The 26,342-nt window shown below is 63.1% G+C and carries 31 protein-coding genes; 19 read left to right on the plus strand and 12 right to left on the minus strand.

From position 1 onward, the window contains the following. Positions 1-284 precede the first annotated feature (284 nt). A complete protein-coding gene (locus F7R90_RS11675) occupies positions 285-683 on the plus strand; it encodes a hypothetical protein (RefSeq protein ID WP_158057604.1) in 399 nt (132 codons plus the stop codon). A 148-nt stretch (positions 684-831) separates the two neighbouring features. Further along, complete coding sequence (locus F7R90_RS11680) at positions 832-2,124, plus strand: MFS transporter (RefSeq protein WP_158057605.1); 1,293 nt, start codon at positions 832-834, stop codon at positions 2,122-2,124. 30 nt (positions 2,125-2,154) lie between these two features. On the opposite strand, the gene F7R90_RS11685 is transcribed toward F7R90_RS11680, so the two are convergent. Then, the gene (locus tag F7R90_RS11685; RefSeq protein WP_158057606.1) at positions 2,155-2,421 is read right to left on the minus strand and encodes an HAH_0734 family protein; all 267 of its coding nucleotides are present in this window, start codon (positions 2,419-2,421) and stop codon (positions 2,155-2,157) included. 100 nt (positions 2,422-2,521) lie between these two features. On the opposite strand from F7R90_RS11685, the gene pyrF reads away from it, so the two are divergent. From pyrF to F7R90_RS11700, 3 genes are read left to right on the plus strand one after another with little or no spacing between them, the layout of a single operon-like run. After that, complete coding sequence (pyrF, locus tag F7R90_RS11690; protein WP_158057607.1) at positions 2,522-3,328, plus strand: orotidine-5'-phosphate decarboxylase; 807 nt, start codon at positions 2,522-2,524, stop codon at positions 3,326-3,328. 54 nt (positions 3,329-3,382) lie between these two features. Beyond that, positions 3,383-3,652, plus strand: coding sequence for a DUF7520 family protein (locus F7R90_RS11695; protein WP_158057608.1), 270 nt, complete (start codon positions 3,383-3,385; stop codon positions 3,650-3,652). Positions 3,653-3,683: 31 nt separating this feature from the next. Beyond that, the gene (locus F7R90_RS11700) at positions 3,684-4,103 is read left to right on the plus strand and encodes a GNAT family N-acetyltransferase (RefSeq protein WP_225741157.1); all 420 of its coding nucleotides are present in this window, start codon (positions 3,684-3,686) and stop codon (positions 4,101-4,103) included. A 212-nt stretch (positions 4,104-4,315) separates the two neighbouring features. Here F7R90_RS11700 and F7R90_RS11705 read toward each other — a convergent pair whose 3' ends face one another. The 3 genes from F7R90_RS11705 to F7R90_RS11715 form a co-directional block, all read right to left on the minus strand. After that, the gene (locus F7R90_RS11705) at positions 4,316-4,750 is read right to left on the minus strand and encodes a hypothetical protein (protein WP_158057609.1); all 435 of its coding nucleotides are present in this window, start codon (positions 4,748-4,750) and stop codon (positions 4,316-4,318) included. A 122-nt stretch (positions 4,751-4,872) separates the two neighbouring features. Further along, positions 4,873-5,484 carry a trimeric intracellular cation channel family protein gene (locus F7R90_RS11710; RefSeq protein ID WP_225741158.1) on the minus strand — a complete coding sequence of 204 codons (612 nt, stop codon included), beginning with the start codon at positions 5,482-5,484 and terminating at the stop codon, positions 4,873-4,875. Further along, the gene (locus F7R90_RS11715) at positions 5,484-6,260 is read right to left on the minus strand and encodes an SAM hydrolase/SAM-dependent halogenase family protein (RefSeq protein WP_158057610.1); all 777 of its coding nucleotides are present in this window, start codon (positions 6,258-6,260) and stop codon (positions 5,484-5,486) included. The genes F7R90_RS11710 and F7R90_RS11715 overlap by 1 nt, the downstream gene beginning before the upstream one ends. Before the next feature lie 757 nt (positions 6,261-7,017). On the opposite strand from F7R90_RS11715, the gene F7R90_RS11720 reads away from it, so the two are divergent. Further along, on the plus strand, positions 7,018-8,283 hold the full coding sequence (locus F7R90_RS11720; protein ID WP_158057611.1) for an HAD family hydrolase: 1,266 nt from the start codon (positions 7,018-7,020) through the stop codon (positions 8,281-8,283). A 39-nt stretch (positions 8,284-8,322) separates the two neighbouring features. On the opposite strand, the gene F7R90_RS11725 is transcribed toward F7R90_RS11720, so the two are convergent. After that, the gene (locus tag F7R90_RS11725; RefSeq protein WP_158057612.1) at positions 8,323-9,420 is read right to left on the minus strand and encodes a CNNM domain-containing protein; all 1,098 of its coding nucleotides are present in this window, start codon (positions 9,418-9,420) and stop codon (positions 8,323-8,325) included. Positions 9,421-9,583: 163 nt separating this feature from the next. Between F7R90_RS11725 and F7R90_RS11730 the strand changes: the two genes are divergently transcribed. Further along, entirely contained in the window at positions 9,584-10,057 is a 474-nt protein-coding gene (locus tag F7R90_RS11730; protein ID WP_158057613.1) for an Lrp/AsnC family transcriptional regulator, read from the plus strand. A 167-nt stretch (positions 10,058-10,224) separates the two neighbouring features. On the opposite strand, the gene F7R90_RS11735 is transcribed toward F7R90_RS11730, so the two are convergent. Continuing rightward, complete coding sequence (locus F7R90_RS11735) at positions 10,225-10,497, minus strand: MoaD/ThiS family protein (RefSeq protein WP_158057614.1); 273 nt, start codon at positions 10,495-10,497, stop codon at positions 10,225-10,227. 100 nt (positions 10,498-10,597) lie between these two features. On the opposite strand from F7R90_RS11735, the gene F7R90_RS11740 reads away from it, so the two are divergent. From F7R90_RS11740 to F7R90_RS11755, 4 genes are all read left to right on the plus strand, one after another. After that, positions 10,598-11,551: a dihydrodipicolinate synthase family protein gene (locus tag F7R90_RS11740; protein ID WP_158057615.1), complete on the plus strand. Its 954-nt coding sequence runs from the start codon at positions 10,598-10,600 to the stop codon at positions 11,549-11,551. Positions 11,552-11,700: 149 nt separating this feature from the next. Next, positions 11,701-11,916 (plus strand): hypothetical protein, encoded by a 216-nt coding sequence (locus F7R90_RS11745; RefSeq protein ID WP_158057616.1) that lies wholly within the window; start codon positions 11,701-11,703, stop codon positions 11,914-11,916. A 49-nt stretch (positions 11,917-11,965) separates the two neighbouring features. Further along, a complete protein-coding gene (locus tag F7R90_RS11750; RefSeq protein WP_158057617.1) occupies positions 11,966-13,204 on the plus strand; it encodes a mandelate racemase/muconate lactonizing enzyme family protein in 1,239 nt (412 codons plus the stop codon). 130 nt (positions 13,205-13,334) lie between these two features. Continuing rightward, positions 13,335-14,594: an MFS transporter gene (locus tag F7R90_RS11755; protein ID WP_158057618.1), complete on the plus strand. Its 1,260-nt coding sequence runs from the start codon at positions 13,335-13,337 to the stop codon at positions 14,592-14,594. Positions 14,595-14,603: 9 nt separating this feature from the next. On the opposite strand, the gene F7R90_RS11760 is transcribed toward F7R90_RS11755, so the two are convergent. Then, on the minus strand, positions 14,604-15,206 hold the full coding sequence (locus F7R90_RS11760) for a hypothetical protein (RefSeq protein ID WP_192498296.1): 603 nt from the start codon (positions 15,204-15,206) through the stop codon (positions 14,604-14,606). 13 nt (positions 15,207-15,219) lie between these two features. Next, on the minus strand, positions 15,220-16,329 hold the full coding sequence (locus F7R90_RS11765) for a DUF3179 domain-containing protein (RefSeq protein ID WP_158057619.1): 1,110 nt from the start codon (positions 16,327-16,329) through the stop codon (positions 15,220-15,222). Between the two features lie 145 nt (positions 16,330-16,474). Between F7R90_RS11765 and F7R90_RS11770 the strand changes: the two genes are divergently transcribed. Then, on the plus strand, positions 16,475-16,936 hold the full coding sequence (locus F7R90_RS11770) for an NUDIX hydrolase (RefSeq protein WP_158057620.1): 462 nt from the start codon (positions 16,475-16,477) through the stop codon (positions 16,934-16,936). A 9-nt stretch (positions 16,937-16,945) separates the two neighbouring features. On the opposite strand, the gene msrA is transcribed toward F7R90_RS11770, so the two are convergent. Beyond that, positions 16,946-17,488, minus strand: coding sequence for a peptide-methionine (S)-S-oxide reductase MsrA (msrA, locus tag F7R90_RS11775; protein ID WP_158057621.1), 543 nt, complete (start codon positions 17,486-17,488; stop codon positions 16,946-16,948). A gap of 126 nt (positions 17,489-17,614) precedes the next feature. Between msrA and F7R90_RS11780 the strand changes: the two genes are divergently transcribed. From F7R90_RS11780 to F7R90_RS11790, 3 genes are all read left to right on the plus strand, one after another. After that, on the plus strand, positions 17,615-18,958 hold the full coding sequence (locus F7R90_RS11780) for a 5'-deoxyadenosine deaminase (RefSeq protein WP_158057622.1): 1,344 nt from the start codon (positions 17,615-17,617) through the stop codon (positions 18,956-18,958). A gap of 288 nt (positions 18,959-19,246) precedes the next feature. Continuing rightward, positions 19,247-19,666 carry a DUF7344 domain-containing protein gene (locus F7R90_RS11785; RefSeq protein WP_158057623.1) on the plus strand — a complete coding sequence of 140 codons (420 nt, stop codon included), beginning with the start codon at positions 19,247-19,249 and terminating at the stop codon, positions 19,664-19,666. Between the two features lies 1 nt (position 19,667). Beyond that, positions 19,668-19,928 (plus strand): HalOD1 output domain-containing protein, encoded by a 261-nt coding sequence (locus tag F7R90_RS11790; protein WP_225741159.1) that lies wholly within the window; start codon positions 19,668-19,670, stop codon positions 19,926-19,928. A 14-nt stretch (positions 19,929-19,942) separates the two neighbouring features. On the opposite strand, the gene F7R90_RS11795 is transcribed toward F7R90_RS11790, so the two are convergent. Beyond that, positions 19,943-20,569 (minus strand): ferritin family protein, encoded by a 627-nt coding sequence (locus tag F7R90_RS11795; protein ID WP_158057624.1) that lies wholly within the window; start codon positions 20,567-20,569, stop codon positions 19,943-19,945. Positions 20,570-20,645: 76 nt separating this feature from the next. On the opposite strand from F7R90_RS11795, the gene F7R90_RS11800 reads away from it, so the two are divergent. From F7R90_RS11800 to F7R90_RS11810, 3 genes are all read left to right on the plus strand, one after another. Then, entirely contained in the window at positions 20,646-21,791 is a 1,146-nt protein-coding gene (locus tag F7R90_RS11800) for an MBL fold metallo-hydrolase (RefSeq protein ID WP_158057625.1), read from the plus strand. 405 nt (positions 21,792-22,196) lie between these two features. Beyond that, positions 22,197-22,790 carry a flavin reductase family protein gene (locus tag F7R90_RS11805; RefSeq protein ID WP_158057626.1) on the plus strand — a complete coding sequence of 198 codons (594 nt, stop codon included), beginning with the start codon at positions 22,197-22,199 and terminating at the stop codon, positions 22,788-22,790. Next, on the plus strand, positions 22,787-23,602 hold the full coding sequence (locus F7R90_RS11810) for an aminoglycoside N(3)-acetyltransferase (protein ID WP_158057627.1): 816 nt from the start codon (positions 22,787-22,789) through the stop codon (positions 23,600-23,602). Before F7R90_RS11805 ends, F7R90_RS11810 begins: the two co-directional genes overlap by 4 nt. A 6-nt stretch (positions 23,603-23,608) precedes the next feature. Here F7R90_RS11810 and F7R90_RS11815 read toward each other — a convergent pair whose 3' ends face one another. Both F7R90_RS11815 and F7R90_RS11820 read right to left on the minus strand, forming a co-directional pair. Beyond that, positions 23,609-24,097 (minus strand): SHOCT domain-containing protein, encoded by a 489-nt coding sequence (locus F7R90_RS11815; RefSeq protein ID WP_192498297.1) that lies wholly within the window; start codon positions 24,095-24,097, stop codon positions 23,609-23,611. Between the two features lie 96 nt (positions 24,098-24,193). Then, the gene (locus F7R90_RS11820; protein ID WP_158057629.1) at positions 24,194-24,523 is read right to left on the minus strand and encodes a 2Fe-2S iron-sulfur cluster-binding protein; all 330 of its coding nucleotides are present in this window, start codon (positions 24,521-24,523) and stop codon (positions 24,194-24,196) included. Positions 24,524-24,645: 122 nt separating this feature from the next. On the opposite strand from F7R90_RS11820, the gene F7R90_RS11825 reads away from it, so the two are divergent. Next, positions 24,646-26,016 carry a geranylgeranyl reductase family protein gene (locus tag F7R90_RS11825; RefSeq protein WP_158057630.1) on the plus strand — a complete coding sequence of 457 codons (1,371 nt, stop codon included), beginning with the start codon at positions 24,646-24,648 and terminating at the stop codon, positions 26,014-26,016. The last annotated feature ends 326 nt before the right edge of the window (positions 26,017-26,342 follow it).

Below are 26,342 nucleotides of genomic sequence, written 5' to 3' on the forward strand. Positions count from 1 at the left end.
CCTCGCGCGGAGTTTGGCGCGACACGAAGTCGCGCAAGCGCACGCCATGACCTAAAATCGAATTGCAGGAACCGTCCTGCGCGTGGCTGATGCGGTGCTGGGCGGTGCGGTCTTCTATGTATCGGAAGTAGCTAGCTTCGACCTGTTGGCAATCCTGTCGCTGTCTGTCACGCCCGAATGTCGAAGTCGCAGTCGTCAACCCTCCGGTTCAGAAACGCCCCTCAACGCTCCTATTTCGTACCCGATGCACCACGCTTTTCCACGCGGCACGCGAATCACCGGCTATGGCAGACGACGAAGCCAACGAGCAACCTGACAACGGAGACGAGGGCGAGGAGAAGTCCTTCCGCGAGCGCGTCGAGGAGATTCGAGAGAAGCGCGCCGAGGAGGGCGAGGGCGACGAAGACCGCCGCGAGAAGATGGAAGAGATGATGGGCGGCGGCCCCGGTGGCGGCCCCGGCGGCATGGGTGGCGGCGGCAACCCGTTCGCCCAGATGATGGGCGGCATGATGGGCGGCGGTCCCGGTGGCGGGCCCGGCGGCATGGGTCCCGGCGGCCGACCCGGCGAAAGCGAGAGCGGCGGGAACGAGGAACTCGTCCGCGAGATTCGACAGCTCCGCGACGAGATGCGCGACCAGACCCGAGCTATCAAGCGCATCGCCGACGCGCTCGAAGACGACTAAGCAGACGGCACCGCGAGCGGGCACCACAGCCGCTTTTTCGTCGCTCCTCACGTTGTCAGTAGCACCGCGTCACGGCTCTCGATAGACCCAACAGTTTCCGCGAGCCGTGGACTTATTAGCGTCACACCTACTATTTCGATTCGTAACAGTGGGCGAATCGGCAAACGGGTCACTCGGCCTGTTCGGCAATCGCGAGTTCGTCGCGCTCGCCAGCACCGCGTTCGCCCGGAGTCAAGCCTACTCGACGATTCTCATCGCGTTGGCACTCTACGCCGACCTCTTCCAGACATCTGGTACCGTCGAGGGACTGTTCGGCACAGCGTTCGCCGCGATTCAGTTGCTCATCGTGCTTCCGTTGGGTCGCTGGGTAGACCTGCAGGACTCGAAGAAGTTCCTCTTGGTTGGCTTGGGCTTGAACGTCGTCGTCTTCGTCGCGTTCGCGTTCGCCTCTTCCGTTTCGGACGTCATCCTCATCCGGATGGTGCAGGGTCTGAGCGCGTCCATTCTCTGGCTAACCGGCACGACCGTCGTCGGCGAAATCAGTCCCGACGAATCGCGTGGCCTCTGGATAGGAACGTACAACCAAGTCGGCGCGTTCTCCAGCCTCTTCGGCGACATCTTCGGCGGTTTACTGCTGTACGTCTACGGCTTCCAAGCCACCTACGCAGTGCTGTCGGTGATTACGATTGGGGCATTTCTCGCAGTCTGGGGCTTCCTCCGGGACAATCCCGGCGGGAAAGCCGACCCCGAGGAGACCAGCGGCCGCGACGCCATCAAGACCTTGATGGGCCGCCGCGCGATTCAGGCGCTCGTCTTCTTCCGCGGCGCGTTCAGCGTGGGCAAGATGGCAGTCATCATCTTCCTGCCAATCTACGCCCGCACCGAATTCGGCATCAACCCGCTCGTCATCGGCGGCATCATGGCCGGTGGGAAGTTAACGAAATCGCTCACGCAAGGCAAGGTCGGCGACTGGACCGACCGCTTCGGCAGTCGCTACCGGTTCATCTTCGCCGGGGCACTCGTCTACGCCGTCGGCACCGCCATGGTACCGTTGGCAGGATTCGCAGAGTCGTACATTCCCAGTGTCACACTCACCGCACTCGGAAGCGAACTCGTACTTCCGGGGGCGTTCTTCGTCCTCTTCTCGGCCTACGCCGTCCTCGGCGTCGGCGACAGCCTGCGGCTCCCGGCCAGCATGGCACTGTTCGTGGAGGAGGGCGAACACTTCGACGCGGTGGGGTCCTCGCTCTCTTTGCGCTCCATCTCGTGGAAAGTCGGGCAAGTCGGCGGGCCAGTGCTAGTCGGCTTCATCTGGGACGCGACGAGCGTCCTGATTGCCTTCTGGACCGCCGCCGGGTTCATCGTCGTCTCCTCGGTGGTCTTTACGGCCCTGTTCGCGGTGGAGCCAGCGCCGGAGGTTGACGCGGTGGCTGGGGATTAGGGCAACAAAGTCGCAGAAAGTGGGGATTCCTTAGACTGCCATCTCGCTGGCGTGCTTGACGACGGTCAGCGCCTCAGCGTCGATGGACTCCGTGTCGAGGAAGTGCGGGACGTAGTTGCGCTTCTCGAAGTCCTCCCGCTCGTCTTCCGTGCCGATGACGCACCAGAGTTGCGGTTCGTCCGGACCGTGCCAGTCGCCCTGTCGGCTGATGGAGAAGCAGACCCGCTCGCCGTCGTCGTACTCGATGACGGCGTCCTTGCGGATGCCGGGGTCGCCGTGGATGATGAGTCGCTTCATGCTCGTGGATTCGGAAAGAGCCTGTTTAAGCGCTTCGGGACTGCGCGACGAGCGGCGAGTAGGAACGTTTGTAACCGCCCCGGTGAAATTTCTGCGACAGATGACAGCCTTCTTCGACCGCGTGGCCGACCGCATCGACGCCATCGACAGCATCCTCTCGGTCGGCCTCGACCCCGACGAAGACCGACTCCCCGAGGAGGTTCGGGACGCCGACCTCCCGCGCTGGGCGTTCAACCGCCGAATCATCGACGCGACCCACGAACACGCCGCGGTGTTCAAGCCCAACGCGGCCTTCTACGAGGACCCCGACGGCTGGCGGTCGCTGGAAAAAACGGTCGAGCACGCCCACGGGAAGAGCGTTCCAGTACTGCTCGACGCCAAGCGTGCCGACATCGGGAACACCTCCCGGCAGTACGCCCAAATCCTCGACAAAGTGGACGCCATCACGCTGAATCCGTATCTCGGACAGGACGCGCTGGCTCCGTTCCTCGACCGCGAGGACGCAGGCTGTGTCCTGCTCTGTCGCACCTCGAACCCCGGCGGTGCGGACGTGCAGGAACTCGAACTGGAATCGGGCAAACTCGTCTACGAGGCAGTCGCAGACATGGCGAGCAACCAGTGGAACGAGAACGGAAATATCGGTCTCGTCGTCGGTGCAACCACGCCAGACGAACTCTACGCCATCCGCGAGCGCGTGCCGGACCTGCCGTTCTTGGTGCCGGGCGTCGGCGCGCAGGGCGGCGACGAGAAAGCGGCGGCGACCTGCGCCACCGCGAGCAACGGCGCGGGCCTCGTCAACTCGACTCGTGGCATCATCTTCGCGGGCGAAGAGTCGGAGTTGGCGTTCGACGACGCGGCAGGCGAGGCCGCCGCCGAGTTGAAGGCACGACTGAATCAGTATCGGTGACGACCGAGAACCAGTATCGACAATTCTAATCGCCGTCGCTCCCAACTCCGAATCGTGACAGACGAGATTCGCTCTAGCCGTCCTATCTTCGCCGTCGTCGCCGTCGTCGTAATCGCGCTCTCCGGACTCATGGGTGCGGTCGTCGGCACGACCGGACAAGAACGCGGGCGGGCGATGGAACTGCTCGGCGTCGAGTTGTTCCAGTTCTCGCCCGTCTCGATGGCGCTGTTCGGGATGGTGTTGACCACCTGCGTACTGGCACTGCTGTTCGGACTCGTGAGTTTCGCGTCGAAGCGCGACGGCGAGGCGGTTTCGGGGCGGTAAGAATTTACGAGTTCCCTCCGAGTCGCCAGCTTTGGCAGACCCCCGAATCGAGGAACTGACGACCGAGGAGGAGTGGGACGCGGCGATTCCGATTCTCAAGGAGCTCTGGACCGATGCGAGCGATGAGTTCGTCCGCTCGTGGCGCGACGAAGACGGCTATCGGCTGTTCGGTCTTTTCGTGGACGAGGAACTGCGAGGCGTCGTCGGTCTCTCGATTCAGCGCGTCCTCCACCACGCTCGCCACGCGTGGATTCACGACTTCGTGGTGACAGCGGCGCATCGCGGAGAGGGATACGGAAGCGAACTGCTCGACTTCGTCGAATCGTGGGCCGAAGCGCGGGACTGCAAGTACGTCGCGCTGGCGAACCGGGAGGGCAACGACGACGCGCTCGAATTCTACGAGGGCGAGGGGATGGAACGGTGGGGCTACGTGGTCGAGACGGAGCTTTGAACGGAACCGTCTCGAAAGGCATCGAACATTCAAGCCGTCTGCATCTACACCGATTTCGCAATCGTCGCGACGAGCATCGTGGTCGTCTCGCTCGTCTTACAGCATCCGGAAGTCGCGCTAGCGGCGGCCCACGCGAGTTTCGGCGGCCAGTGGACCACCTAATCGTCTCGCTGTCGGCCGTCCCTCTCACCACGACTGGGAGAACTGGTGCATCAGTCGGAGTTCGTGAACTGACCGCCCGACAAATCGGTCGAATCCCGGAACGCTGGCCAGGCATCGCAGAGGTAGAGACCGAACGGCAGCCACCAGAGCAGGTCGTTCGTGAGGACGAGGACGACCGTTGACGGTGGCCAAGCACCAGTGACGATGACGAAGGCGAACCCGAGTGGACCGAGCAGTTTCCCGGCGAGGCCGACTGCGGCGACGAGCCAACCTCGTTCTGGTGCGCGAGCGACCTCCAGATACAGGATTCCGTACAGGCCGATGACCATCCCGAGCGTCATGAAAATCTCGGGGTGACGCATCGGTGCCATTCCGGCGAAGCGGAACAACCACTGGGGGTCGATTGCTGCGTAGAGGCCCCACGCCATGTTGTACACGCCAGCGAGAACGAACGTAATCCGGTGGACTCGACGCCGCGGAATCACCACGAACTCATCTCTCTGCTCGTCCTACTCGATGACTGCAACTTAATTCCTCCTGACTTCCCAATCCATCCAGCACGGTCGCTGACCCTCAGCACCGTTTCGGAGTCGCAATAACCGTCCTCTCAGACGGTCGGCAGTTCCCACTCGTAGCGAATCGCAAGCAAGCGAAGGACGAAGACGACGGCGGCACAGACGAGGGCGCTCGGTCGGCGACCGATGCCGACAGTCGTCGCTAGCCAGAAGACCACGCCGCCGAGTATCGCGCAGGTCGCGTAGAAGTCTTCGACGAGGACGAACGGGACGTTCTGGAGTAAGAGGTCACTGACGAGGCCGCCACCGACGCCCGTCACGGTCGCGAGGACGACCACGCCGAACGGCGAGAGACCCGCGCTGGTGGCAACGAGCGCACCGGTCGTGGCGAACGCCGCGAGACCGACCGCGTCCGGCAAGAGGACCAGCGAGTGGTCGGTCCGGTCCGCGACGCCGAAGTGGCCCAGCGCGACGGCGACGGCGACCCCGAGGAGCGCGACGCTCACGTCGGTGGTCGAACGGAGCGCCACCGGGACGGAGTCCACGAGCAAGTCGCGGGTGACGCCACCGCCGAGGGCGGTCATCACGCCGAGGACAGCGACACCCAAGAGGTCGAACTCGGCGTCGATAGCGCGCAGGGAACCGACGACGGCGAACGCGAGCAGACCCACGACGTTCATCACCGCGAAGGAGTCCAGCGCCATCAGCGCTCCAGTCGGAGTTCATCTCCGACGTCGAGGGAGAACGCCTCGTCACCTCGGCCTCGGTTCACCGCGAGTTCGACGTTGCCGTGGCTCCCGACCGTGAGGAGTCGCTGACCTGCGGGGAGTTTCGCGTAGGCGTCGGTGACGGGGGCGGTTTGGCCGTTGACCGTAGCTTCTCGTTTGCCCGCCAGCAGGTCGCCCGGCAGGTTCGTGACGACGTTTCCGAAGCCGTCTACGACGAGGACTTCGCCGATTGCGACTTCGTGGTCAGATTCGTCGTCTACTTCGATTTGAGGTTCCGGGAATCGCAGGTCTACGTACTCGTCGGCGGGCGTGATGCGTTCGATGGTTTCCAGCGATTCGACGCCTGCCTCGTGCACGTCGGCGGCGGCGGGCGCGAACACGTCGCGGCCGTGGAAGGTGGTGCTTTCCGTGTCTGCGTACTCGACTTCGAAGACCACCAGAGCAGTGTCTTCCGAGCAGAGTTCGCGTGCGACGGGAAGCAACACGCCGTTGTCCGGGCCGACGAGCGCGTGGTCGCCTGCCCGAATCGCGAGTGCCTTGCGGTCGGTGCCGACGCCGGGGTCTACGACGACGAGGTGGACCGCTGGCGGGAAGTACGGCAGGACTTCTCGGAGCCAGAACGCCGCCGTCTGGACGTTCTGTCGCGGGAAGTCGTGGGCGACGTCCACGAGTCGGGTGTCGGTGCGTTGGAGCATGACGCCCTTCATCGCCGCCGGGTACGGCGTGCCGAAGTCGGAGGCGAGTGTTATCATAGCTGGGTGTTTGGGGGTCGGTGCTGTAAAGGGGGTGGGAACGACGTGATGGAGTTGCTACTTCGAGGTGGAGTGCTGTGAGGAGCGCAGTGAATTCGGACGAAAAACGGAGAAGCGAACCTCAGATGGTAAGACGGGGAGGCTAGCTACTCCCGAAGCCTAGAAGACCGCACAGTACCGCAACCGATTCAGCCACACCCTCCCCAACCGATTCGCTCACGTTCGTTCGCTCATCCCTCGCACGGATTTGAGGCGGCCCAAACCACGGGCCGCCTCAGCGCGCGCCATGACCCCACGTCAGTTTCTCGCATTTTCACTGCCGACCCGGCGCGTGGGAGCGACGACAGGAGCGACTCGCGCGAGGGACGAGTATCGGAACGCGGACCACGCGACCTTTAGTGTCGCGTCGTCCGGACCTGAGTAACACAGTCGGGTGGGGAGGGACGCGAGGCGCGCGAACGGTGCGGAGAGCGCGCCTCGGTTAGTGAGCGGTGGAACCGCTAAGGTGTGGCTGAAGCGGTGCTGTGCGGTGCGGTTTCACATAGGTTTCGGGAGTAGCTAGCTTCTATGAGTCGTCCGGAGTGCAGTTCGAGGAGTCGTCTACAGTCCTCTTCGAAAAGTCGTCCTCACTCCCATTGGAAAAGTCTCCTACAATGCGGGTCGAGAGACCAGCAAAGACTACAATCACATCAAACCCCCATCCACAGTATTCACCCCCACCCAGACTTTTATCCGCCACTCAACCCCATCTCAAGGCATGGAACGGTACGACCAACTCTATCGGCTCTACGACGAGTTCGACGCCGAGACCCTGCGGGCCTACCAGGACTTCGTGGACCTCTTTCCCGCGGTCGATTCGCGCGTCGCACTCGAACACTGGCAGGACGCCAGCGACGAACTCGACGCTCGCAAAGACGAGATTCGGGACGCCTTCCCAGACACCGGCGAGACGTTCGCCGAAATCGCCGCCCGCGCAACTCGAAGTCAAGCGTTCACCGCGCTGGACCTCTGTACGAAGTACGACCGCGACGTCAACGTTCTCGTGCTGGACGTAGACGAGACACTGCGCTCCGCTGGCGGCACCGACAACGAGATTCCCCGCGAGACGCTCCACTTGCTCACGGAGTTCTACGAGCAGGGCGTGCCCATCGTCGTTTGTACCGGGCAAACACTCGAAAACGTCAAGGGATTTATGATTCAGGGGCTCGGCAACGAAATCGTCCACTCCGGAGACCTCTCTATCGTCTACGAGGCCGGAACCGGCGTGTTCACGCCCGGCCACGGCGCGGACACCAAGCAACTGCTCTACGAGAAACTGGACGACGACGTGCGGGCCATCTTCGACGACGTGCGCTCGCGGGTCCTCTCGGAGGCCCCCGACGACCTGCGGCGTGGCTGTCACCTGCAGGGCAACGAGTTCAACGTCACGATGAAGCCGAATTTCGAGACGGGGAGCAGGCAGGCCCGTGAAATCATCGACGAGGCACTCGTCTACGAACTCGACCTGTTGGGGGACGCCGTGGTCTCCCAACTCGCCACAGCGGGCGACGCAGACCCCGACCAAGCGAACCCCAGCGAGTGGGCGCGCGCCTACTACGCCGACCAAGACCCCGAGATTCGCGGCGTGCTAGAACAGGAAGGCGGGACGCCGGACTGCTCGACCGACGACGTGCCAGAAACCGTCGCCGACCTCTTCGAGCGCATCGACGTGGCCTACTACGAGGCCGACGCCGCCGAAATCGGGAGCCTCGAACTGAACAAAGTCGTCGGCGTTGAGGGAGCCTTCGACGTGCTGGGCATTGAGGACCCGTTCACGGTCGTCATGGGCGACAGCAAGAGCGACCTCCGGGTGATGAAGTGGGTCGCAGAAAATAAATACGGACTCGGGGCCGCCCCCGAACACGCCTCCCGGGACGTGCTGGACCACGTCGTCCGCACCGACGAACTCGTCTTCGACCGCGGGAAGGCGGGCGAGATTCTGCGGACTGTGTTAGCGCTGAATCGGTTGGCGAAACTCAGCTAAGGCGAGCGGACGAGAAATAAACCTCCGCCGTGGAACGGGTTACTCCGGTGTCGCCTGCCCTAAACCACTCTGGTCGGACTCGTACTCTCTGTCGAGTGGGTCCTCCAGTTCTCCCATTACGGCCTCCAACGCGTCGGTCGCGGTGAGGAGACCGACCACGTCGCCCTCCGAGAGCACCAGCGCGAGTTCCTGTCGCTCGGCCTGGAACTGGTCGATGGCGTCGCTGACGGTGGTGTCGGCCGAGACCGTCATCGGCGGTGCCGCAATCTCCGCGAACGTCACGTCACCGGCTTTCAACTCCTCGATACAGTCCACGACGCTCGGAACGTAGACGACGCCTTCGAACTCGTCGGTGTCTTCTCCGATAAGTGGGTAGCGCGTGTGCGGCGTCTCGGAGACGCGCCGGAGGTTCTCTTCGACAGAGACGGTGGTCGAGAGCGGAACCATGTCCTCCTCGTCCACCATCACGTCCCGGACTTCGGTTCGTCCCGCCGCCAGTGCGTTGACGATTTCGTCGTGGCGCTCGTCGGAGATTTCTCCCTGCTCCAGCAGGGAACTCATTCGATTGCGCAGTTGGGCACGAGTCTCGATTGCGTCTTCCTCCGCTTCCAGCCACGCGCCGGTCATCTCGATGCCGAACAGTCGAAGCGTCCACTTGGCGACGTAGTCGCCGAGCGTGATGAGCGGCGAGATGAGTAGGTAGAACCAGTAGAGGGGCGTCGCACCGTACCGACACACCATCCGCGAGCGCTCGACCCCGAGGTAGGTCGGGGCCTGCTCGCCGTGGGTGAGGTGGATGAGGTTGATAATCGCGTACGCGATGATAGCGCCAGCCCCGATTCTGGCGAGAGCGGTCCCACCGAACAGCGGCTCGAACAGTGCAGCGAGCGCCGGTTCGGCGACGATACCGACCGCGATGCTCGACGCCGTAATACCGACTTGACAGGTCGTCAGATACAGTTCGAGGTCCTGTGTCATCTCCCACGCGCGTTCGAGCTTCGAGTTGCCGTCCACGAACTCGTCTTCGGTGAACTGCCGAGCGCGCGTCAACGCGAACTCGATGGCGACGAAGAAGCCGTTCGCGAGGATGAGCAGTACGCCAGCGACGAGGCGGAGACCGATTTCGCCTGAGTTCATCGGTTGTACGTCGCTGTTCACTCCCGAGACTTTTGTAACCGTTGACTCTGTCCATCAGTATAAATAGTAAGTTGCTGTTTCGATAAAATATAGTCGCAAATTTCTCGTTCTGACACCACCCTGTGAGTGTCCTTTTATGAGAGGCGACCGAACATCCGCTCGAATGGCGAGCCGAGAACTGGACTCTCTCGACAAACGAATCCTCTATACACTGCAAAGAGACGCCCGACGCACCTCCTCAAGCGACGTGGCGGCGGAACTCGACGTGTCGGCGAGTACCGTTCGGAACCGCATCCAACGACTCGAAGCGGATGGCGTCATCAGAGGCTACCACGCCGACGTCGATTACGGAGCGACGGGCCACCAACTGTTCACGCTCATCGTCTGTACGGCACCGATTCCGAAGCGCGAGGAGTTAGCGGCGGCAGCAGCCGAGATTCCCGGCGTCGTGGAGGTTCAAGAAGTGATGACTGGCGAAGCGAACGTCCTCGTGCGAGCTATCGGCGTGAACGGCGACGACCTCACCCGAATCGGCGAGGAGTTGGACGAACTCGGTCTGCGAGTCTCGGATGAAGACTTGATACGAAACACGCATCGCCGTCCGTACTCCCGATTTCGGGAGGCTACCGACGAGTGAGGAAGACGAGAAACTGACGAGCGAAGAGGACGAGAAACTGACGAGCGAAGAGGACGAGAAACCGACGAGCGAGAGTGAAAAAGGGGAGTGCCGTTAGATAGTAGCCGCTGGAATCGGGCTGGAAACGGCGAGAACGTCGAAGACGGAAACTCGAACGCGGGAACTTCTCAAACGTTCAAACTCAGTCGGACCGTGTCGCCGGACTCCAGGTTACTGCCGGTCGAGAGCGTCTCGGCCGTATCGACGGATTCTCGAATTGCGACCGTGTCCGAGCGGAGTCGGTGACCGTCCAGCACGCCAGCGCGGACCTGCGGGCCGTGCTTGTCTGCGAGTTTCTCCACCACGTCACCCACCGTCGCGTCCTCCGACACGCCGACACGGGCTTCCCGGGTGCCAGTTCGGGCGACGAGCGTCCCCGTGAGTTTGACTGTCACGTTCATATCTCTCCCTCTAGTCGCCGGGCACAAAAAGTTTACTCACACTCGAAAAAGAACTGCCGAGACGGAACGGCTTAAGGACGCGGCCCGTGACCATTCGCACATGCACGACGAACGCGACGGACACAGCGCATCCGACGGCGGCCACGCGCCGAAACCGGGCGCGGACGACCCTCTCGGCATGCACGGCGTGGTACCGCCGACGATTACGGCGTTCGACGAAGACGAATCGGTCGATTACGAGGCGACGGCCGCCCACGCGCGCTACGTGGCCGAAGGCGGTGCCCACGGGGTCTTCCCGCTGGGAACCAACGGCGAGTTTCCCCTGCTGACGCCCGAGGAGCGCGAGGGCGTGGTCGAGGCAGTCGTGGAAGAAATCGACGGCGACGTGCCGGTCATCGCGGGCGTCGGCGCGCCGAGTACGCGCCAGACGGTCGCACACGCCGAGCACGCCGAGTCCGTCGGCGCGGACGGCGTCGTAGTCGTCACGCCGTACTACTTCCCGCTGGACCACGACGGGGCCGTGAACCACTACCAGCGAGTCGCCGACGCGGTCGATATTCCGGTCTACGTCTACCACATCCCGAGCAAGACCGGCAACTCGCTATCGTTGGAGACCGTGGACGCGCTCGCGGACATCGACAACCTCGCCGGACTCAAGGATTCGAGCAAGGACGTGCCGTGGCTCGGACAGGCGATAGATGCGAACCCGGAACTGACCTTCCTCGCGGGGTCAGACTCGCTACTGTTCCCCGGATTAGAAGTCGGCTGTACGGGCATGGTCAGCGCCGTCGCCAACGTCTTCCCGGAACTCGTCGTAGACCTCTACGAAGCGTACGACGAGGGCGACGAAGAGCGTGCCCGCGAGTTGCAGAGCGAGGTGTACGACGTGCGCGACGCCATCAAGCGCGGGCCGTACATGGCGGGCGTGAAGACCGCCCTGAGCATTCGAGACACCGGGTTCGACCCCGGTCCGCTCCGTAGTCCGCTCCGGAAGATGGACGACGAGGACCGCGCTGCGCTTGAAGCCGACCTCGAAGCACTCGGACTGCTGTAGTCGTTTCAATAGCGACTGTTCACTTTTAATTTACACTGTCGAACTAACAGTAGATTTATTACCGTGTGAATTGTTAGCATACATTGTCGGCGGACGAGTGACGAGCGTCACCCGAACGTGATGCTGACCGCCCACGGGAGGAAGAGAGTATGAAAATACGTAGCCTACGGAGCGTTCGGTCTCAGCTGAGACCCAACAAACGAGTCGTCCTCGGAAGCATGACGTGGTCCATCGGTGCGGTCGGCGCCTTGAATCCGGCCAGCGCACCAGCGGCCACACCGCTCGTGGCCGCGGGCGTCTACATCACGCTCGAACCGTCGTTCGCATCGAAGCTCACGTCTCGAATCACGGTGTCCCCGTCATAATTCGACGGATACCTCCACACTTTTACTACGTGGCGAGTTAGTCGCGTGCATGGGACGAAACTACGAGTCGCTTCACGACCCGAACGCCGAGTACACGATGCGGGAACTCTCCTCGGGGACGATGGGCCTCGACAACGAGCGCAACGGCCCTCGCGACCTCGAAATCACCGACGTGCAGACGACGATGGTAGATGGCAACTTCCCGTGGACCCTCGTACGGGTGTACACTGACGCTGGCGTCGTCGGCACTGGCGAGGCGTACTGGGGTGCGGGCGTCCCCGAACTCATCGAGCGGATGACGCCGTTCCTCGTCGGCGAAAACCCGCTGGACATCGACCGTCTCTTCGAACATCTCGTCCAGAAAATGTCCGGCGAAGGCTCCATCGAGGGCGTGACTGTCACGGCCATCGCGGGCATCGAAATCGCGCTCCACGACCTCGCGGGGAAGGTCATGGACCTGCCCGCCTACCAACTGCTCGGCGGGAAGTACCGCGACAAAGTTCGCGTCTACTGTGACTGCCACACCGAGGAAGAAGCAGACCCCGAGGCCTGTGCGGACGAAGCCGAGCGCGTGGTCGAAGAACTAGGCTACGACGCGCTCAAATTCGACCTCGACGTGCCCTCCGGCTTCGAGAAGGACCGCGCGAACCGCCACCTCCGACCGGGCGAGATTCGCCACAAGGCCGAAATCGTCGAGAAGGTCACCGAGCGCGTGAAAGACCGCGCGGACGTGGCGTTCGACTGCCACTGGACGTTCTCGGGTGGCTCTGCGAAGCGTCTCGCCGACGCCATCGAGGAGTACGACGTGTGGTGGCTCGAAGACCCCGTGCCGCCGGAGAACTTGGAGGTGCAAGAGGAGGTCACGAAGTCCACGCTCACGCCGATTACGGTCGGCGAGAACCGATACCGAGTCACCGAAGAACGTCGCCTCATCGAGAACCAAGCCGTGGACATCATCGCGCCCGACCTGCCGAAAGTCGGCGGCATGCGCGAGACCCGGAAAATCGCCGACGTTGCGAACCAGTACTACGTCCCGGTCGCCATGCACAACGTCTCCTCACCGGTTGCGACGATGGCCAGCGCCCACGTCGGTGCGGCGATTCCGAACTCGCTGGCGGTGGAGTACCATAGCTACGAACTCGGCTGGTGGGCAGACCTCGTGGAAGAGGACGTCATCGAAGATGGCTACATCGAGATTCCGGAAAAGCCGGGTCTCGGCGTGACCCTCGACATGGACGTGGTCGAGGAGAACATGGTCGAAGGCGAGACGTTGTTCGACGAGGCGTAGTCGGGGCGAATCGGCGAATCTTCGACTCCGTGAACTGATTTTTCGCTGCCGTACTTTTACCACGCTCGCCGTTGCAGGAGTGTCGTCTGCGAGTTCGCGGCGCGCCGCGAACTCGCACGCTCGGGAAATCATGACTACTGCCACCCGCACACCCGACGCCGTCCCGTGGGGGTCCCGCACCGTCCGCGTCGTCTTGGCCAGCACCGCGCTCGCACCGCTCGGGGTGCCACTCATCGCGCCCGCGCTCCCCGTCGTCAGAGACACCTTTGGACTCACAGTCGCTCGCGTGAGTCTGCTGGTCTCGCTGTACTTCGTCACCGGCATCGTCCTCTCGCCGTTCATCGGCCTGCTCGCGGACAGGGTGGGCCGCAGACGAGTGCTTGTCTCGTCGCTACTCATTTTCAGTCTCGCCGGGGGAGCGATGGCACTCGCGTCGAACTTCGGAACCGTCCTCGCCATCCGAATCGTGCAGGGCACTGCGGCGGCGGGCATCTTCATCACCACCGTGACGCTCATCGGGGACGCGTTCGAGGGCGTCCAGCGCAACGCAGTACTGGGAGTGAACACGGCAGTACTGGCGGCGGGGGCCGCGGTCTTCCCTCTCGTAGGCGGGTACCTCGTCACGTTCGGCTGGAACGTTCCGTTCTTCGCGTATCTCGCCGGACTACCGGTCGCGCTGTTCGCACACCTGCGTTTGGAGGAGTCGCGGACAGAACGGAATGGAGGGACTGTGAGTGGCGAAACCGGAACGGGCGGCGCGGACAGAGCGACTCGCACGGGCGTCGCAGTTCGCGGGAGCCTCGGCTATCTCCAGCGAGTCCTCAGAACAGTCGCCACTCGGAGCGCAGTCGTCCCGTACGGCACGGCGTTCCTGACCGAACTGCTCGCGTTCGGCGCGGTGTTCACCATACTGCCGTTCCTCTTCGAAGGAACCTACGGCCTCTCGCCACTGTTCATCGGAGCCGTGATTACCGTGACCGAGGTGGTCTCCTCTCTCGTCGCCGCCGCGAACGGTCGCCTTGCTCGGCGATTCTCGGACGCGCAACTCATCACGTTCGGCTACGCCTGTTACGGCGTCGGGATGGTGCTGGCGTGGCTGACCACCGCCGTCCCGGTCATCGTCGCTGGCGTCGTGGTGTTCGGGGCCGGAATCGGGCTGACGATGCCCTCCGTCGATGCCCTACTGAGTGGTCTCGTCCGGCAGGAGTACCGCGCCGGTGCGTTCAGCCTCCGGAACAGCACGACGTTTCTGGGGCGCGCGACCGGACCGATTCTCTTCGCGGGAGTCGCCACCCAGACGGGGTATCGGCCACTGTTGCTGGCGACAGGAGTCGTTGGCTTTCTCGGGGTAGTAGGGAGTCTAACACTGAGTCGGACGACAAACGACTGAGCGACCGCGTCAGCCCACCGTCGGGTCTACCCTCCGGCCGACCCATAACAGACTCCCAATCAGTAGCACCACCGCGACTGGCAAGAGCCACTGAAAGGCAGTTAACAGCGTGCTGGAGGCCTGGATTCCGAAGATGACGAGGATAATCGGACCACAGCAAGCGCTGCCAGACAGGAGTGCAGGGATTCCCGCCAGCAGTCCAGACGACGCTTCTGAAGCACTCAATCCGCACGCCTTCGGCTGTCGCCACGCGAGATACGTCACCGCCAAATTGAGACCGACGAGTACGGCGAGACCCATACCGAGCAGGGTGTTCAGCGAGACCAGATAGGTGCCGACGCCGAAGCTAACCTGCGCGACCGGTTCGAACGACAGCGGACCGAGCGACTGCTGGAAGAACCGACCCAGCGGGTCCGAGACGACGAGAATCCCCACGTCGCCGTCGCCGGGAGCGAGGTGGCCGACAGCGTAGAGGTACGCCAGCAGATACGCGAGCGCGACTCCGAGGAAGACAGCGAGTCCGTCGCGGCGGCGAAGCGTCGAGCGAACGGCGAAGCCAGTTCGGGAGACTGTCTCTCCGACGCCGACGCGGGTAGTCGTTTCAGTTGCCATCAGTGGACCACCACTATTTGACCACCGCCGTACTCGGATAGAAGCCAGACCACGCGAACCACATGGCGTCGAAGGCATAGAGAGATTCCAGCGGCAACTCCGCGGGCGCGTGAGTCTCGCCGTCGAGAGTCACCTCGCCGTCCTGCACCTCGACAGACGCCTCCGCTCCGTTCCGGTAGACGTAGCCAATGTCGAGTGCTGGGTCGTACACCGCGAGGTAGGAATTTCCCCCGAGTTTGGTCTGGAGAACGCCCTGCTCGCTGAGCGCCGACTTGTCGAACGCGACTCGGCCGTCCTCGGTTCGCGCGCCTAGCACGACGTGTTTGGCCGGGAAGCGGTCGTCCGTCGCCAGCGCGGGGAACAGCGTCGAGTCGCGGACGTAGTAGCCGCCGCGGTCGGGGACGTAGGAGCCGTAGGGGTCCTGCCCGTAGTTTCGGAGCGAGCCAGTCTCCTCGTTGAGGACCTTCGTGTCGGGGTGGGTCGCCTTCCAGTCGGCCCAGCGGGTCCAGACGAGGCGGAACTCTTGGAGCGACTGGCCTTCGAACTCGCCGGAGATTGCGGTGCCGAGAATCTGGGGCCACCGACTGTCGGTCTCGCGGTCGTACATCACGAGGTTGTTGTTGAGCAACTTCCCGGAGACGCCGAAGGTCGTCTCGCCGCGCCGGAACCCCATCGCGGTGCCGGTCAGTGGGCAGTACGAGACGGTGACTGGTTCGCCGCCGACCACGTCGTTGGCGATTTCGTGCCAGACCAGAATCTTCTGTGGGTACGCCTTGACCTCGCCGTTGCGCACCAGTCCGAACACCACGTCGCGGTCGTCCAGTTCCGAGTCCGCTTCCGCTCGGGTCCAGAACTCAGGGTCGTCGATAGAGGGGATACCGTCCTTCGGTGGCCCGCCGGAGAGGACTTCATTCCGAAGTTTCTCGAACTCGTACTCTACGGGGAGCGAGTCAGTAGCGAGTGGGAGACCACTGACTGGCGTGCCGCGAGCCGTCGTTCTCGTGGCTGTACTCTCCGCTGAGTCGTCTTGGCCGCCTGCGACCGAACCGGGACTCCTGCCAGCACAACCGGCGAGCGAGACGCCCGCCGCCAGCAGGAGGCTCCGTCGAGTGATGGATTCCATGTCGCGGGGTAGGTCGTGTGAAAAGGTAGCCATTCTCTGGGTGTGCGCGGAAACTGCACAGGCGGCGCGTGATCGGCGACGTAAGTTGTATCGACGCCAACTATTTCGAAACTGCTATGCCGGCTAATTTTGATTTTCGAGTTCCATGCAACGCGAGGACATCACACCGAAAGCCATCTGCGTCGTGCGAGACCGCGGGTCGATTCTCGTCAACGAAGTACGGGACCCTAGCAGGGACGAAGTCGGCTATCGACCGCTCGGTGGCCACGTCGAGTTCGGCGAGTACACCGACGAGACTGTCGTGCGCGAGTTCCGCGAGGAGTTAGACGCCGAAGTGACGAATCTGCGACGACTGGGGGTCGTGGAAAATCAGTTCGAGTGGGACGGCGAGCCATTTCACGAACTGATTGCGGTCTACGACGGAGTCTTCGAAGACGAGTCGCTGTACGACCAGGAGCGGATTGATGCGTACGAACCAGAGTTCGACGAGTCGTTCGAAGCGGTGTGGAAGCCGATTTCGGACTTCGAGGGAGAAGACGCGCCACCGCTGTTTCCGGAGGGATTGTTGGGGATGTTACGCGGGGGAACGCTGGTCGGGCGTCAGTAGCGGGTGAGGTTACTGCTTGACCTTGTCTTTGAATTTCTCGCGCACCTTCTTGACCTTCGGTTCGGCTTGAATCGAGCAGTACTGGTCGGACGGATTCTTCTCGTAGTAGTCTTGGTGATACTCCTCGGCTTCGTAGAACTCTTCCAAGGGAGAGATTTCGGTCACGATTTCGTCCTCATCATACGCCCCCTCAGCTTCCAGTTCCGAAATGAATCGCTCTACCGTCTGCTTCTGCTCGTCGTCGTGGTAGAACACTGCCGAGCGGTACTGGGTCCCCACGTCCGGCCCCTGCCGGTTCAGTTGCGTCGGGTCGTGGACCGTGAAGAAGACCTGCAGGAGGTCTTCGTAGCTCAGTTTTCCGGGGTCGTACTCGACTTGAATTACCTCCGCGTGGCCCGTGTCGCCCGAGCAGACCGCCTCGTAGGTTGGGTTCTCGACGTGGCCGCCTGCGTAGCCAGACGTGACCTCACTCACGCCGTCGAGTTCCTTGAACGCCGCTTCGGTACACCAGAAACAGCCACCGCCGAGGGTGGCGAGTTCGGACTCTGTCATTGGGGGGAGGTAAGGCGCGCGAACAAATAGGGTTGCGGGAAGCGGTAGGGTCGCGGAAAGCGTTCGACTCGGGGGGTTGGCGCGAACCGATACCCACTTAGCACTCGCTCCGATAGGCGAGTGGTGGTGAACGAATCTGGTCTCTGCCTCTCGGGCACGGTCGTCGCGGACTCTCAAACAGTCGTCCACGACGGGGCCGTCGCAGTCGAGGGGTCCGAAATAGTCGCAGTCGGGGCGCGCGAAGACGTTCTCGAACGCTATCCCGACTTCCCCGAACAGTCCTACGACGTGCTCGTTCCGGGCGTCGTCGGCGGTCACATCCACTCGGTGCAGAGTCTCGGCCGCGGTATCGCGGACGACGCGGAACTGCTCGATTGGCTCTTCGACCACGTGTTGCCGATGGAAGCCTCGCTCTCCGCCGAGGAGATGCGAGCGGCCGCAGAGTTAGGGTATCTCGAAATGATAGAGAGTGGAACGACGACCTGCATCGACCACCTCTCGGTCTCCCACGCCGACGAGGCGTTCGAGGCCGCTGGCGAACTCGGTATCCGGGGCGTCCTCGGCAAAGTCATGATGGACAAGGATTCGCCGGATGGCTTGCAGGAAGACACCGAGGAAGCACTCGCAGAGACCGAGCGACTAGTCCAGAAGTACCACGGGAGTTTCGACGACCGGATTCGTTACGCAGTGACGCCGCGGTTCGCAGTCTCCTGCACGGAGGAGTGTCTGCGGGGCTCGCGCCGCATCGCCGACGAGTACGACGGCGTTCGCATCCACACGCACGCCAGCGAGAACCAAGACGAGATAGCGACCGTGGAGGCCGAGACGGGCATGCGAAACGTCGAGTGGCTCCACGAAGTCGGCTTGACTGGTGAGGATGTCGTCCTCGCCCACTGCGTCTGGACCGACGAACGCGAGCGCGAGATTCTGGCCGAGACGGGCACGCACGTCACCTACTGCCCGTCCTCGAATATGAAACTCGCCAGCGGGGTGGCACCCATCGTGGACTACCTCGACCGCGGTATCAACGTCGCGCTGGGCAACGACGGACCGCCGTGCAACAACACGCTCGACCCATTCACCGAGATGCGCCAGGCGAGTCTCCTTCAGAAGGTCGAAGCGCTCGACCCCGAGACGGTTCCGGCGGAGGAGATTTTCGAGATGGCGACCGTCAACGGCGCACGGGCCGCCGGATTCGATAGGCTGGGTAAACTGAAGGAAGGGTGGCGTGCAGACGTGGTCGGACTCTCGACGGACGTGACCCGCGCGACGCCGATTCACGACGTACTCTCGCATCTCGTGTTCGCCGCGCGTGGCGACGACGTGGAGTTCACGATGGTAGACGGCGAGGTGCTTCAGCAGGAAGGCACAGTCACTGTCGCCGACGCCGAGGAGATTCGCTCCCGCGCCGCAGAGTTCGCCGAGCAGTACACCCCCGAGGACGCGCCAGTCGCCGGGTCGGCCGACTGAGCGTCCGAGAAGGCGACTTTCTCGAAACTTCTCAACACGCCACTTATCTTGTTCGGCACCAGTTTTATCCGTCCTCAGCGCCACGATATTTATACGGGACCACGGAACACACTGTGCGTCCACCACACGCTGGCGACGAAATAGTAGTCCGAGTTCTCCGACCGGGAGAACTGTAACAGTACACCAGCGCGGAGTTCTGTGCCGCTGTCGTTCCCCCACTGCGTGGTAGTCACGTGACTCGCACCACATGGTTTCCCCACGTTCCGCAATCTCCCCACGTAGCCAGTCATGTCAGAACATGAGTACACGAGCGAACTGAACCAGAGCGAGGCAGCCCGCCAGTCCGCTCTCATCGAACTGTCCGTCACTGCCGACTCGACCGAACGGTTACAGCGCGTGTTGCGGACTGTCGCCAGCGACCGACGGCGATACGTCCTCCGGTGTTTCACCCAGAAAGAGCGAGAAGTCCCGCTCGGCAAAGTAGCGACGCGCGTCGCGGCGTTCGAAGAGAGCGAACCAACAGAGGTGGTCTCCAAACAGGCAATCGAGCGCGAACGGACGCGACTCCACCACGTAGACCTCCCGAAACTGGACGACGCGGAGTTCCTCGACTACGACCCCCAGGCGAATCTCGTGACGCTCCCGGACGCGTCGTCCCGCGGTCCGCCGTACTTCCAAGAGTCACTCCGACTGAGCGAGGACGAGTAAGATGTCAGGAAACATGTCTCCGAGCGCGACACCGCCCGAACGACGCGACGACCCACCGAGTACGGTCGTCGTCGAGACCGTCGCAGCGGCCGAGGGCGTAGATACCATCGACCTGCCGCCGCTGTACGAGTGGATCGACCCCGACGCACTCGACGAATTCGTCGCCGACGAGGCCGACGACCCGCGCCGGGTCAGGTTCGACTACGCGGGCTACGAAGTCACCGTCGAAGGCGACGGCGCAGTGTCGGTCGAGAAAGTGTAGTGAAAGCTGAACGGTCAGCAGATCGGTCTCGGGTCGAGTCCCATCGCGTCGAGCGTCTCGGCGTAGTCGTCGTAAGCAACTTGAATCGTCTCCGTCGCAACTGCTTCTGCACGCTCCCAGTCGTCGCTGTCGCATCGCGCTGCCAGTAGTTCCACGCCAGCGTCGGCACCGTCTCTGGTCTCTTCGCGCAGTTCCCGGAAGAGGTTCGCCCGTCGTTCGTCGGCCTCGTTGACGAAGAAGTTGACCAGTTGTAGTTGCGTGCGATAGCCGACGAGCGCGCGGCCGACGAGTCCCGCGGCGCGAGCGACGGTGTCGTCCAGTCCTCGCAGGTAGTCGTGCATCGGGTCGGCCTCGCCGGACGGGTCGAAGTCCCCGAGTTCGCCGACAACGCGCTCGTAGTGGTCGCGCTCTTTCTCGGCGAGCGTGGAGAACGTCTCGCTCGCGGCCGAATCGGTCTCCGTGTCGGCCCACTCGGCGAACGTCTCGCTCGCGGTGTGTTCGCTCTCGGCGGCGGCCCGGAGGACCGTCTCGGCGTCGAGGTCGGCGTCGGTCAGCGCGACCAACACCTGCTGGGAGCCGAGTCGGTCTAGTTCGGTCGCGTTGGCCTCCGCGACGCCGTCCGAGAAGTTGTCGGGGTCCATGGTCGCGGCTACGACCACGCTCTGCTTCAAAGTTGGTGCCGTGTCTATTTATCAGTCGGTCGCTTACGCCATCCTGATGAATGACGACGACACCGCCTCGGTGTCGCCCGCGGCCCTCTACGAGCGCATCGAGGCCGACGAGCGGACGACCCTGCTGGACGTGCGCAACCGCGACGAGTTCGAGTCGTGGCGTATCGAGGGTCCCGACGCCGTACAGGTACCGTATTCGGAGTTCGTGGCCGCGAAGGCACGCGGCGAGGTGGACGACTTGCTCGCAGACCTCGACCTGCGGGAACCGGTCGTCACAGTCTGTCCCCGTGGCGAGGCCAGCGAGATGGTGGCCGAACTGCTCCGCGAACGTGGCGTCGAGGCCGAGAATCTCGAAGGTGGGATGGAAGGCTGGGCACGACTGTACGTCACCGACGAGGTACCGGCGATGGGTGCGACGGTCACGCAGTACGACCGCCCGGCGACCGGTTGTCTCTCGTACCTCGTCGTGGCGGGCGACGAAGCCGCCGTCATCGACCCGCTGCGGGCGTTCGCAGACCGGTACGTCGCGGACGCCGAGAACGCTGGCGCGGAACTGAAGTACGCAATCGACACCCACGTTCACGCCGACCACCTCTCGGGTGTGCGAGCGGTCGCCGACGAATCGGGAGCCGAACCCGTCCTGCCAGCCGGTGCTCCCGACAGAGGACTCGCGTTCGACGCGACGTTGCTCGCCGACGAAGCGCGACTCGAAGTCGGCGAGAAGGAACTGACCGCGGTTCACGCGCCCGGTCATACGACCGAACTGACCGTTCTCAGGTTGGACGAGATACTGTTCTCGGGCGACGCGCTGTTCCTCGACAGTTTCGGACGACCAGATTTGCAGTCCGGCGACGAGGGAGCGCGCGACCTCGCTGCGACTACCTACGACACGCTTCGCGGCCGACTGCTCTCGCTCCCCGACGAGTCGCTCGTCGCGCCGGGCCACCGCACACCGACCGCCGAACCTGCGGAAGACGGCACCTACACCGCTCGACTCGCCGAAGTTCGCCAGAAGATTTCCCTGCCGGACGACCGCGAAGCGTTCGTCTCGCGAGTCGTCGAATCGCTTCCACCGCGGCCCGCCAACTTCGAAGCAATCGTCCCGACGAACCTCGGCACGCAGGACGTAGACGACGAGACGGCCTTCGAGTTGGAACTCGGGCCGAACAACTGCGCGGTGGCGGCGGAGTGAAAGGAATCGGTCGTTTGCGAGTGATGTGCAGGTTTGTGTATCGCTGATTTCGTTACTTCGAAAGCTCCCGCCCTACGAACCGCAGAAGTCGTCGTGACTACGACCGCTTCGAAAGCCCCCGCCGCTCGCGGTCGCTCAGCGACATATCCGAGGCTCTCCACACCACCCGCCTCGGATAGGGGTCGCCGAGACGACTACATCGAACGCGAGCGCGCGGCCCCTTTCAGTCCCACCCCGTTGGTTGGTTAGCAGGGCGATTTTCGGTGGACGGTCGCACCGAGCGTTTTCGTAGGCAGTGGCACCGAGCGTTTCAGTGGTCGGTAGGAGACCAGTTCGGCCCTCCCTCCGACCACCGCCTGTTTCCGCGACCGGAACTCATTCCACACCACGGTCCTACCCACCCATATGGACGTAGACCCCGACGGAGTGCCGTCCCTCTACCGGACGCTCGCAGGCGCGGTCGTCCCCCGACCAATCGCGTGGGTGAGTACGACGAGTCAGGAAGGCGTGGACAATCTCGCGCCGTACAGTTTCTTCAACGTCGTCTCGTACGACCCGCCGGTCGTGATGTTCGCGCCCGTGGATGACTCCAGCGACCCGGACGGGTTCAAAGACACGCCACGGAACGTCGAGGCGACCGAGGAGTTCGTCGTCAACGTCGTCACCGAAGAACTCGCCGAGGCGATGAACGCGACGAGCGCGACGCTCCCCGCGGGCGAGAGCGAGTTCGACCACGCCGGACTCGAACGCGGTGACTCGAAGGTCGTCGCTCCCCCGAGCGTGGCCGCCTCGCCTGTCAACTTCGAGTGTTCGCTGTACGAGATGGTCGATGTCGGCTCCTCCACGATGGTGTTGGGAGAGGTCGAGTGGGTCCAAATCGACGACGACGTGACGACCGACGGGAAGGTGGACGTGACGAAACTCGACGCAGTCGGCCGACTGTCAGGGAGTCTCTACGCGACGACTCGCGAGCGATTCGCACTGGAGCGCCCAGAATGACCGAAGCGGACGCCATCGAGCAGACGGACGAACCGCTGACCGTCGAGCGACTAGTCTCGGACCTGCGTGACCTCGGCGTCGAGTCCGGTGATACGCTATTGGTCCACTCATCGTTGTCGTCGCTGGGGTGGGTCGCCGTCGGCCCGCCGACAGTCGTGGACGCGCTAATGGAAGCCGTCGGCGAGGACGGGACGCTCGTGATGCCGACTCACTCGACGCAGTACTCCGACCCGAGTGACTGGCAGAACCCACCGGTTCCCAGCGATTGGATTCCCGAGATTCGGTCGTCTGCACCACCCTACAGACCCGACGTCACGCCGACGCGCGGAATGGGCGCGATAGCAGAGTGTTTCCGAGCGTATCCGAGCGTCGTTCGGAGTCGTCACCCGCTCTACTCGTTCGCGGCGTGGGGCGACGACGCCGAAGCCGTCGTCGCCGACCACGGCTACGACAACGGACTCGGCGAGGAATCGCCGCTCGCACGAGTGTACGAACGCGACGGGGAGATTCTCATGCTCGGAACTGGCCACGACACGAACACGTCGCTCCACCTCGCGGAGCATCGAGGGGAGTACGACCAGACGTTCGTAACTGGTGGCGCACCCGTCATGGTAGATGACGACAGACAGTGGATTTCGTTCGAAGGATTGGACTACGACAGCGAGGACTTCGCCGACGCCGGGGACGCCTTCGAACGCGACCGTGACGACGCGGTCGTTCGGGGGGAAGTCGGGTGTGCCGAAACTCGCCTGCTGTCTCAGCGTGAACTCGTAGACTACGGCGCGGAGTGGTTCGGAGAAAACAGGACGTAGCGTCGTTCAGGCTTCGAGGACAGCGAGTCGTTCTTCGTACTCCTCTTTGCTGATTTCGCCGGTGGCGAACTTCTCGCGGAGCGCGTCGATTGCGGGGTCGGTGTCGCGGCCACCCGAGTCGCCGCCGTTCTCGCGAATGTCGTCTATCTCCTCTTTCAGCGTCTCGAACTCCTCCTGTTGCTTTCGCTTGAACATCACGGAGTTCTCGTCGTTCGCCGCGTCGAACGCGCCGCCGTCGCTCTCGGAGTAGCCGCTCTGACCGAACTGGATGTAGCCGTTGGTTACCCGGCCAGCGTCCTTGAACTGGATGCTCGTGATGCTCGAAATCGGAATCTCCTTGTTCCCTTTGCCCATGTGGCCGAGCTTCGCCAGCATCCCTTTGCGCTTGATGATGATTTTGCTCTGTTTGAGTTCGACCTGTCCGTTAGCTCCCTTTGCTTCGTGGACGAGGTCGGAGTTGCTCGCTTCTTCCTCGTCGTCGCTTGAACCAAACATGTCTGACACGTCAGAAAACATATTATAAAAATGTGTCTTTGGATATAGTTCGGACGACAGCGGAAAACAAGCCTGCAAGGACGCCGAGTGACTTCGTCAGTCGTCCGCCGCGGCTGGTTCGCTCGTCGCTTCCACGTCGTCTTCGATGCTCGGGGGATACTTCCCGCGGTCGAGTTTCAGGTCGCTCTGGGGGCGCGCCATGCAGGTCAGGGCGTACTCTTCGGCCTCTTCCTCGGTCAGGCCGCGCGCGGCGGGTTGGGTGACTTCGCCTTCTACGATTTCCGCAGAGCAGGCCAGACACATGCCGACGCGACAGGAGTACTCCTGTGCGATGCCCTCCTCGATGCACGCTTTGAGAATCGTCTCCTTGTCGGACACCTCGATAGACTCGTCGGTGCCGACGAATTCCACGGTGTAGTCGGTCATACCGCGTCGTACGAAAGTTCCGTACTTTATTCTTTATCCCCGCCGCGGTCGAGGAGTGTCGCTCTCGCGAGGACAAATCGGCTCATAAAGAGTTTTGCCCCCTCCGTCGCGTAGCCGAAGGCATGGCTACACACGAGTACGACATCGTCGTCGTCGGGGCGGGCACGTCCGGCTGTTACGCCGCGGCGACCGCCGCCGACGCGGGCTACGATGTCGTCGTGGTCGAGCGCAAGACCGAGGAAGAGGCAGGTCACATCGCTTGTGGCGACGCGCTGAAGGGTGCCGATGCGTTCCCGGAGGCGATTCCGAAGTCCCAGATTCAGTCTGCGTTCACCAACACCGACGTGGACCACGGGCGGTTCGAGATTCCACAGGAGGACACCGTCCTCGAAATTCCGGTGCCGGGCGAACTCGCGGTCATCGACCGCTGGGAGTACGGCCGGAAGATAATCGAGGGCGCGAAGCGAGCGGGCGCACAGTTCCACTACGACACCGTCGTCAAGGACGTGACCCAACGCCAAGACGGACAGGTCACTGGCGTCCGGGGCAAGCGCGACGGGAGCGTCCAGCGGTACAACGCCGAACTCGTCGTGGACGCGGCGGGGTCGTTGTCGATTCTACAGGACAAGGCCGACTTCGACGGCACGACGTTCGACACGAACGTCTCTTACTCGCAGTTCTGTTCGGCGTACCGGGAAATCGTTCACGTGGACGAACCGGTCGAGTGGGACGACGCGCTCGTCTTCAAGCCGACCAAGCGCGCGGCGGGCTACCTCTGGTACTTCCCGCGCACCGACACCGAAATCAACGCCGGACTCGGCTTCCAGATGAACGAAGAACCGATGAAACTGGTCGAAGACCTGAAACAGGACCTCCGCGCTCGGCCCGAGTTCAAAGGTGCGCGCGTCGAGGACAAGTTGGGCGCGGCACTGCCGACCCGCCGCCCCTACGACTCGGCTATCGCGCCGGGCTTCATCTCGGTCGGAGACGCCGCGGGCCACGTCAACCCGACCACCGGCGGCGGCATCGCCGGTGCGGCCTACGCGGGCAAGTACGCCGCCGAAGCCGCGATGGACGCGATGGAAGACGGCGAGATGGGCGAGGCGAACCTCTGGAAGTACAACGAGAACGTGATGGACCACTTCGGCGCGCGCTACGCCGGACTCGACGTCTACAACATCTTCTCGACCGCGGTGGACGTAGACGACCTGATGGGCCTGCTCGGTGCGCTCCCCGCGACGAAACTCGCGGAAGCACTCTACTCCGGCAGTGCGAACGTCGGGTGGTGGCTCAAGGTCCAGACGGCCATCAAGGCGGTCGGCCACTGGGACCTCATCTACGACCTCTACCAGACGAAGAGCCTCGCGGACGACCTCATCGACCACTACGAGCAGTATCCGAGTCGCCCCGGCGGACTCGACGCGTGGCAGCACAAGCGCGACTCCATCATGGACGACATCTACGCGACGACTGGGGCGGACGCCAAATACTGAATCGGCCTTTTTTCGACTCGGGTGCGCTGGGGGCCGAAGGCCCCCGCGCACCACTCGTCCAAAAAACGTCGATGAAAAAAGCCACGAGCGAATTCTGCGCGCTCAGCGCGCAGAATTCGCTCGTGTGGAGTGCACTGGTGCGACTTTCCGCACCGCATGACCCAAACCGAGTCGAAATCGGGGAGTTGACGACGCCTCTAACGCTCGGTGCGATTTACCACCGAAAACGCCCGGTGAACCAACCATCAAAAGCTCCCCCAAACCAATCGATGGGCGGGACTGAAAGGGGCCGAGTGGTGGACGAAGCCCGGAGCCGCAAGCACCGC

This window comes from Halorussus halophilus, from assembly GCF_008831545.1.
Taxonomy (GTDB): Archaea; Halobacteriota; Halobacteria; order Halobacteriales; family Haladaptataceae; genus Halorussus; species Halorussus halophilus.

What these genes read in the sequence shown, in the direction of transcription:
- F7R90_RS11675 (WP_158057604.1), top strand. Translation starts at nt 285, where the DNA reads ATGGCAGACGACGAAGCCAACGAGCAACCTGACAACGGAGACGAGGGC.
- F7R90_RS11685 (WP_158057606.1), bottom strand. Translation starts at nt 2,421, where the DNA reads ATGAAGCGACTCATCATCCACGGCGACCCCGGCATCCGCAAGGACGCC.
- pyrF (WP_158057607.1), top strand. Translation starts at nt 2,522, where the DNA reads ATGACAGCCTTCTTCGACCGCGTGGCCGACCGCATCGACGCCATCGAC.
- F7R90_RS11710 (WP_225741158.1), bottom strand. Translation starts at nt 5,484, where the DNA reads ATGGCGCTGGACTCCTTCGCGGTGATGAACGTCGTGGGTCTGCTCGCG.
- F7R90_RS11715 (WP_158057610.1), bottom strand. Translation starts at nt 6,260, where the DNA reads ATGATAACACTCGCCTCCGACTTCGGCACGCCGTACCCGGCGGCGATG.
- F7R90_RS11720 (WP_158057611.1), top strand. Translation starts at nt 7,018, where the DNA reads ATGGAACGGTACGACCAACTCTATCGGCTCTACGACGAGTTCGACGCC.
- F7R90_RS11725 (WP_158057612.1), bottom strand. Translation starts at nt 9,420, where the DNA reads ATGAACTCAGGCGAAATCGGTCTCCGCCTCGTCGCTGGCGTACTGCTC.
- F7R90_RS11730 (WP_158057613.1), top strand. Translation starts at nt 9,584, where the DNA reads ATGGCGAGCCGAGAACTGGACTCTCTCGACAAACGAATCCTCTATACA.
- F7R90_RS11735 (WP_158057614.1), bottom strand. Translation starts at nt 10,497, where the DNA reads ATGAACGTGACAGTCAAACTCACGGGGACGCTCGTCGCCCGAACTGGC.
- F7R90_RS11740 (WP_158057615.1), top strand. Translation starts at nt 10,598, where the DNA reads ATGCACGACGAACGCGACGGACACAGCGCATCCGACGGCGGCCACGCG.
- F7R90_RS11745 (WP_158057616.1), top strand. Translation starts at nt 11,701, where the DNA reads ATGAAAATACGTAGCCTACGGAGCGTTCGGTCTCAGCTGAGACCCAAC.
- F7R90_RS11750 (WP_158057617.1), top strand. Translation starts at nt 11,966, where the DNA reads ATGGGACGAAACTACGAGTCGCTTCACGACCCGAACGCCGAGTACACG.
- F7R90_RS11755 (WP_158057618.1), top strand. Translation starts at nt 13,335, where the DNA reads ATGACTACTGCCACCCGCACACCCGACGCCGTCCCGTGGGGGTCCCGC.
- F7R90_RS11760 (WP_192498296.1), bottom strand. Translation starts at nt 15,206, where the DNA reads ATGGCAACTGAAACGACTACCCGCGTCGGCGTCGGAGAGACAGTCTCC.
- F7R90_RS11765 (WP_158057619.1), bottom strand. Translation starts at nt 16,329, where the DNA reads ATGGAATCCATCACTCGACGGAGCCTCCTGCTGGCGGCGGGCGTCTCG.
- F7R90_RS11770 (WP_158057620.1), top strand. Translation starts at nt 16,475, where the DNA reads ATGCAACGCGAGGACATCACACCGAAAGCCATCTGCGTCGTGCGAGAC.
- msrA (WP_158057621.1), bottom strand. Translation starts at nt 17,488, where the DNA reads ATGACAGAGTCCGAACTCGCCACCCTCGGCGGTGGCTGTTTCTGGTGT.
- F7R90_RS11785 (WP_158057623.1), top strand. Translation starts at nt 19,247, where the DNA reads ATGTCAGAACATGAGTACACGAGCGAACTGAACCAGAGCGAGGCAGCC.
- F7R90_RS11790 (WP_225741159.1), top strand. Translation starts at nt 19,668, where the DNA reads ATGTCAGGAAACATGTCTCCGAGCGCGACACCGCCCGAACGACGCGAC.
- F7R90_RS11795 (WP_158057624.1), bottom strand. Translation starts at nt 20,569, where the DNA reads ATGGACCCCGACAACTTCTCGGACGGCGTCGCGGAGGCCAACGCGACC.
- F7R90_RS11800 (WP_158057625.1), top strand. Translation starts at nt 20,646, where the DNA reads ATGAATGACGACGACACCGCCTCGGTGTCGCCCGCGGCCCTCTACGAG.
- F7R90_RS11805 (WP_158057626.1), top strand. Translation starts at nt 22,197, where the DNA reads ATGGACGTAGACCCCGACGGAGTGCCGTCCCTCTACCGGACGCTCGCA.
- F7R90_RS11810 (WP_158057627.1), top strand. Translation starts at nt 22,787, where the DNA reads ATGACCGAAGCGGACGCCATCGAGCAGACGGACGAACCGCTGACCGTC.
- F7R90_RS11815 (WP_192498297.1), bottom strand. Translation starts at nt 24,097, where the DNA reads ATGTTTGGTTCAAGCGACGACGAGGAAGAAGCGAGCAACTCCGACCTC.
- F7R90_RS11820 (WP_158057629.1), bottom strand. Translation starts at nt 24,523, where the DNA reads ATGACCGACTACACCGTGGAATTCGTCGGCACCGACGAGTCTATCGAG.
- F7R90_RS11825 (WP_158057630.1), top strand. Translation starts at nt 24,646, where the DNA reads ATGGCTACACACGAGTACGACATCGTCGTCGTCGGGGCGGGCACGTCC.